6 protein-coding genes are annotated in these 6,000 nt (G+C 55.6%); 3 read left to right on the top strand and 3 right to left on the bottom strand.

Annotation, left to right across the window (positions count from 1 at the left end; all coding sequences use genetic code 11):
- From HX803_RS29275 to HX803_RS29265, 3 genes are all read left to right on the top strand, one after another.
- Window positions 1-1,686 (top strand): RHS repeat-associated core domain-containing protein (locus HX803_RS29275; protein WP_178925612.1); only part of this gene is annotated, 1,686 nt, incomplete at its 5' end.
- Complete coding sequence (locus HX803_RS29270; protein WP_178925611.1) at window positions 1,683-2,093, top strand: hypothetical protein; 411 nt, start codon at window positions 1,683-1,685, stop codon at window positions 2,091-2,093. The genes HX803_RS29275 and HX803_RS29270, both read left to right, overlap by 4 nt.
- A 50-nt stretch (window positions 2,094-2,143) precedes the next feature.
- On the top strand, window positions 2,144-2,554 hold the full coding sequence (locus tag HX803_RS29265) for a hypothetical protein (RefSeq protein WP_178925610.1): 411 nt from the start codon (window positions 2,144-2,146) through the stop codon (window positions 2,552-2,554).
- Window positions 2,555-2,668: 114 nt separating this feature from the next.
- On the opposite strand, the gene hemB is transcribed toward HX803_RS29265, so the two are convergent.
- From hemB to HX803_RS29250, 3 genes are all read right to left on the bottom strand, one after another.
- Window positions 2,669-3,643, bottom strand: a complete 975-nt coding sequence (hemB, locus tag HX803_RS29260; protein ID WP_178925609.1) for a porphobilinogen synthase — start codon at window positions 3,641-3,643, stop codon at window positions 2,669-2,671.
- A 127-nt stretch (window positions 3,644-3,770) separates the two neighbouring features.
- Complete coding sequence (locus HX803_RS29255; protein WP_178925608.1) at window positions 3,771-4,613, bottom strand: PhzF family phenazine biosynthesis protein; 843 nt, start codon at window positions 4,611-4,613, stop codon at window positions 3,771-3,773.
- A 3-nt stretch (window positions 4,614-4,616) separates the two neighbouring features.
- Window positions 4,617-5,312, bottom strand: a complete 696-nt coding sequence (locus HX803_RS29250) for a glutathione S-transferase N-terminal domain-containing protein (protein WP_218647212.1) — start codon at window positions 5,310-5,312, stop codon at window positions 4,617-4,619.
- Window positions 5,313-6,000: the final 688 nt, after the last annotated feature.

Raw genomic sequence — 6,000 nt, 5'->3', positions numbered from 1 at the left:
GACGGCAGTCAGCTGGTTACCCGCTACGAACGCGATCATGCCGGGCGCCTTGTACGAAAAACCCTCCCCGACGGCAAAACCGTCGACTACACCTACGACCGCCAAGGCAACCTCCTCGGCGTCGAAGACGGTCACTGGGCGCTGGCCTACGAATACGACAGCCAAAACCGCCTCACCGCCGAACACCAAGGCTGGGGCACCTTGCGCTACGGCTACGACGCCTGTGGCCAGTTGCAAAACCTGCGCCTGCCCGACAACAACCGTCTTGTTTTTAATCATGCCAAGGGCGGTCACCTCGCCACCGTCGAACTCAATGGTGAAGTCCTCACCTCCCACCTGTTCAAAGCCGGCCAGGAACACCAACGCCAACAAGGCCAGCTCCTCAGCCACTACCACTACGACGACCAACAACGCCTGCACGCCCACACCGTCACCCAGCAGGAACACCACCTCTACGCACGCCACTACACCTACGACAAATCCGGCAACCTCACCCGCCTGCTCGACACCCGCAAGGGCCAGCACGACTACACCCACGACCCACTGAACCGCCTCACCCGCGCCGACCACTCCCAGGACCTGCAAGAACGCTTCGCCCATGACCCGGCCGGCAACCTGCTCATGCAAAACCGCCCCGGCCCGGACATCGTGGCGGGTAATCGGCTGATGATTCAGGGGGATCGGCATTATGACTATGACGCGTTCGGCAACCTGATCCGTGAGCGGCGTGGGCGTGGGCACGCACTGGTCACCGAGTACCGTTATGACTGTCAGCATCGGCTGATCGGTATCACGCAACCCAACGGACAAACTGCCAGCTACCGATACGATCCTTTTGGACGGCGTATCAGTAAAACCGTTGATGACATAACCACGGAGCTTTTCTGGCAAGGCGACAAGCTGATTGCCGAGCATCACAAGGACCGGCACCGCAGCTACCTCTACGAACCCGGTAGCTTCAGGCCCTTGGCTTTACTGGAAGGCTTCGGCCCCAAACAAACCAAGCCCTTCCACTACCAACTCGACCACTTAGGCACCCCACAAGAACTCACCGCCCCCAACGGCGAAATCGTCTGGTCCGCCCACTACCGCGCCTATGGCGAAATCAGCCGCCTGGACGTCGGAAAAATCGACAACCCGCTGCGTTTTCAGGGCCAGTACTTCGATCAGGAAAGCGGGCTGCACTACAACCGCCATCGCTACTACAATCCGGATATTGGTCGTTACCTGACGTCGGACCCGGTGAAGTTGTCGGGTGGGATCAATGCCTATCAGTACGTGCCCAATCCTACGGGGTGGGTGGATCCATTAGGATTATCCTGTGCTGGTGGCAACTGCCCCGACCAAGAAAATGAGGGACAAAAGCAATCCAAGGAGAAGCCCCCGAAGCCGGCGGGAGCGACTCATTCATCCACATATGAGCAAGCTTTGAACAAAGCCCTAAAATGGTTATTAGAAAATAATTTTCGAGCAGAAAAACCAAAACTAGGAAAGTTCAATACAAACAAAGGAAAGCCTGTAGGGATGCAAACTTTCGATAACAAAACAGGCTACCGCGTTGAATATGACGCCAGAAGCGGGGCACATATCAACGTGTGGACCCATAAAAAAAACGGCCCCCACTACACTTTCAATGGCACCAACAAAATGGTACTCCAGATAATTAAGAGATTCATAAAAAAATGAGCTATCTAGACGAGGAAATAATTGAAGAATTCAAAAAAAACAATGTAACACTCATTACTCTAACCGAGGACGAACACAACTTAATTACAGACAAAATCAACGAACAACTCCCCTTCTGTGGAAGTCAGATTGCATGGGACTCATTAAAAGGAAGCACTTATCTCGGAACGGCGACCTCACCAGAAGTACAAAACTCACTTGCGGAAAAAATAATACCCGTCAGCTACGACCTTATCCTCATAGTCGGGGACGCCACTGATAACGCCTACGCAATAAATCTAGAGAACCTCACTTTCGCGATCAAAGTATTTTCAACAATACCTCAGCATACTTATATCACTCAGAAAAATCTAACCTGGATAGCATGTATATCATTTGAAGGCTACGTCGACTTTTCGACTATATAAAAATTAGGCTACCACAGTCTTGCGCAGTACAGATTGGATAGACCAAGAAGATGAAAAATAGAACGCTAGGAGACTTGATAAACGAATACATAAAACAAGTACAACAGGCAACAGAGTTACTTGAGTATTCATTTGAAACCAAAGACATCCTAGAATTATGGTGGACAAATAAAATCCCACGATGTGGCGTACTTACTGATGGAGTGGAATACGAACTGCACGGAGTTGGCTGTAGCGTTTATCTGACTGATAGATGCATCGATTTTGACTATGGTCCTGGCGGACGAGTTGATGGCTTCGACCCTTGGAGACTCTATATGTATGCATGCGAAACTCCGCAACAGCATAAAAAATACACTGACATGAAGCTCCTAGAGCATGAGTTCAATGAATATCTAGAAAAGGGAAAGGTCAGAAAAATTGAAGGCTCCATGTCCAATTTGTATTTCATACAGCCTTGATTAAAAACAACGCCTCATGATATTCCGTCTAGACAAACAAAAAGATCTGACTCTTTTAGTATTCAGCGGCCCTGTGACAAGCAAACTCACCCGCCACAGAGCTACTCACCTAAATCAAATCCCCGCCAACGCCAAATCCATCGCAAAATACGTAAAAATCAAATCCGCCCCCGCGCGCTTGATCGACCCCAACGTCTCACGCACCACCCGCGCCTCGTCAATCGCGCCCGCCTGGGCGCCGAACTTGATCATCGCGTACTCGCCGCTCACCTGGTACGCCGCCACCGGCAGGTGCGAGGCTTCGCGGATGTCGCGGATGATGTCGAGGTAGGCGCCGGCCGGCTTGACCATCAGCGCGTCCGCGCCTTCCTGTTCGTCCAGCAGCGATTCGCGCACGGCTTCGCGGCGGTTCATCGGGTTCATCTGGTAGCTTTTACGATCGCCTTTGAGTGCGCTGCCGCCGGCTTCGCGGAACGGGCCGTAGAGGGCCGAGGCGAATTTGGTGGAGTAGGCCATGATCGGGATGTGGGTAAAGCCGGCGTCATCCAGTGCGCGACGGATTGCCTGGACCTGGCCGTCCATGGCGGCGGACGGTGCGATGACATCGGCGCCGGCGCGAGCGGCCGCCACGGCTTGTTTGCCGAGGTTGACCAGGGTTGCATCGTTGTCGACGTGGGCGCCGTGCATCACGCCGCAGTGGCCATGGTCGGTGTATTCGCAGAAGCAGGTGTCGGACATCACGACCATTTCCGGCACGGCGTCCTTGATGATCGAGGACATGCGCGAGACCAGACCACGCTCTTTCCAGGTGTCGCTGCCGCTGGCGTCCAGGTGGTGGGACACGCCGAAGGTCATGACCGACTTGATGCCGGCACGGGCATAACGCTCGATCTCGGCGGCGAGTTTTTTCTCAGGGATGCGCTGCACGCCCGGCATGCTGGTGATCGGCACGAAATCATCGATTTCTTCCTCGACGAAGATCGGCAGCACCAGGTCGTTTAAGGTGAACTCGGTTTCCTGGAACAAGCCACGCAGCTCCGGGGAGCGGCGCAGGCGGCGTGGGCGGGCTTGGGGGAACTGGCTGGTCATGGCTTTCCTGGCTTCCAAAACGGTAGAGGCATACATATTTGGGGCGAAAGCTTATGCCCCCTGGCCCCCATGGCACAAACGCGCGGGGGCCAATAGTGTATTGCGAGGCCTGTAACAATGTATTGATCTAGAGCTGTAGGCGCCCGTCGATGCAGACCGCAACCGCACCGCCCACCCATATTTCAGGGCCGTGGCGCTCGATGCGAATGCGCCCCGCCCGCCCCATCGCCGTGCCCTGGCTGACGACATAGCGCTCCGGCGCCAGACCCTCCCCCAGCAGCCACTGGGCAACACCCGCGTTCAGGCTGCCGGTGGCCGGATCTTCCTGGGCGCCGTCACCGGCAATAAAGGCGCGCACTTCGAATTGCGCATCCACCGCATCGTGCTCAGGGTCGCAGGCAGCGATCACACCCACTGCCAGGCCCAACAGTTGCGAATAGTCAGGTTGCAAACCCAGCACCTGCTCGCGGTCAGCCAGCATCAGCGCCAGCCAGCCTGCGCCATTGTCGACCCACTGGCTGCGCAGGATGGCCCCGGGCGGCAAACCCAACCCCAGGCGCACGCGCTCCAGCAACGGTGGCTCCACCGCGTCGGAACGTATCAGCGGCGGTGCGATAAAGGCCAGCTCATCCCCTTGGCGGCGGATACGCACCAGGCCGATTTCACACTCCTGGATGATCTCTTCACCTTTGGGGATGCCCCCCGCCTGCAGCCACGCATGGCAACTGCCCAACGTGGGGTGGCCGGCGAACGGCAGCTCCTTGAGGGTGGTGAATATTCGCACCCGGTAGTCGGCCCTCGGGTCACGCGGGGTCAGCAAAAACGTGGTTTCACTGAGGTTGGTCCACTTGGCGAAATCGGCCATTTGTTGGTCGGTGAGGCTGTCGGCCCCCAATACCACCGCCAGCGGGTTGCCTTTGAGCGCGACGCGGCTGAACACGTCCAGTTGTTTGAAATCGAAAGTCGGCATGCGTCAGCTCGGGATGTTCAGGCCACGGATCACGGCCGGACGTGCGACAAAACCGTCCAGCGCGCGCAGCACATTGGGGAAATCAGCGATGCCCACCAGGTCACCGGATTCATAGAAACCGATCAGGTTGCGAATCCAAGGGAAGGTGGCGATATCCGCGATGCTGTAGTCATCACCCATGATCCAGGTGCGGCCCAGCAGGCGTTTTTCCAGCACATCCAGCAGGCGCCGGGATTCGGCGGCATAGCGGTCGCGGGGACGCTTGTCTTCGTAGGCCTTGCCGGCAAATTTGTTGAAAAAGCCCAGCTGGCCAAACATCGGGCCGATGCCGCCCATCTGGAACATCAGCCATTGGAGGGTTTCATAGCGGGTAGCCGGGTCTTCGGATAGCAGCTGGCTGGTTTTTTCCGCCAGGTAGATCAGGATCGCGCCGGACTCGAACAGCGCCAACGGCTGGCCGCTCGGGCCATTGGGGTCGATGATCGCCGGGATCTTGTTGTTGGGGTTCAGGGACAGGAACTCGGGTGACAGTTGGTCCTGGGTCTCGAAACTGACTTTGTGCGCTTCATAGGGCAGGCCCAGCTCTTCAAGCATGATCGACACCTTGACGCCGTTGGGCGTGGGCAACGAATACAGTTGCAAGCGTTCGGGATGCTGGGCAGGCCATTTTTTAGTAACAGGGAAGCTTGAAAGAGACATGATGGTGAACTCCCTTTAAAAACTGGAATAGTAAGGGTTCACAAGGTAAACAAAATAGATAGAGCGATCTAATTTACTGACTGTGCGGAACAGAAAAAAGGCGTTGAGAGCCCGTCCATTGACCAACGGCTGACGCTCAACGCTCTTTTAGGTCTGGCACGACCCGCTACGGGTAGCGCACCAGTTTTTACTCGGATCGCTAGCGCCGGCCAAATGTCGTGACTCGGAAGCAATCGCCGTAGCCGAATTCAGACGGCCGATCTTCACTGCGCACGTTGTAACTACTTCCGTTCCACTCCCGATCGCTCGTAGCGCGCCCACCAGTGCAGGTCCAGAGTATGGGGGCGCGCCTTTTTGACCTAGATGGATCCTCGTTTTCTGACGCTGACATCGTGTTAAAACCGCTGTAGAGGTTGCTTGAAGACGAGCCGATATTCATGTTTTCCATTTCCTTCAATAAAAGTGACGAGGCTCACTGGCTGAACTGAGACGCCATAGCGTGCGCTAAAACGGCTACTCACTTGCCAACCAGTGACAACGACTATGTTGCAAACCCTGAATATCCGTTCCACTGCGTACAAATCACGAAACACACTTCGCATCGCGATACCGTTTTGCAACATTTGCCAACTATCATTAGGGATAGGTTGGAATAAATATCCTTGCGCATAGAACCAATCGACGTAAA

The organism is Pseudomonas sp. P7548 (assembly GCF_013386585.1).
GTDB lineage: Bacteria > Pseudomonadota > Gammaproteobacteria > Pseudomonadales > Pseudomonadaceae > Aquipseudomonas.
This window is presented reverse-complemented; position numbering and strand designations above follow the sequence as displayed.

What these genes read in the sequence shown, in the direction of transcription:
- HX803_RS29255 (WP_178925608.1), bottom strand. Translation starts at nt 4,613, where the DNA reads ATGCCGACTTTCGATTTCAAACAACTGGACGTGTTCAGCCGCGTCGCG.
- HX803_RS29265 (WP_178925610.1), top strand. Translation starts at nt 2,144, where the DNA reads ATGAAAAATAGAACGCTAGGAGACTTGATAAACGAATACATAAAACAA.
- HX803_RS29270 (WP_178925611.1), top strand. Translation starts at nt 1,683, where the DNA reads ATGAGCTATCTAGACGAGGAAATAATTGAAGAATTCAAAAAAAACAAT.
- HX803_RS29250 (WP_218647212.1), bottom strand. Translation starts at nt 5,312, where the DNA reads ATGTCTCTTTCAAGCTTCCCTGTTACTAAAAAATGGCCTGCCCAGCAT.
- hemB (WP_178925609.1), bottom strand. Translation starts at nt 3,643, where the DNA reads ATGACCAGCCAGTTCCCCCAAGCCCGCCCACGCCGCCTGCGCCGCTCC.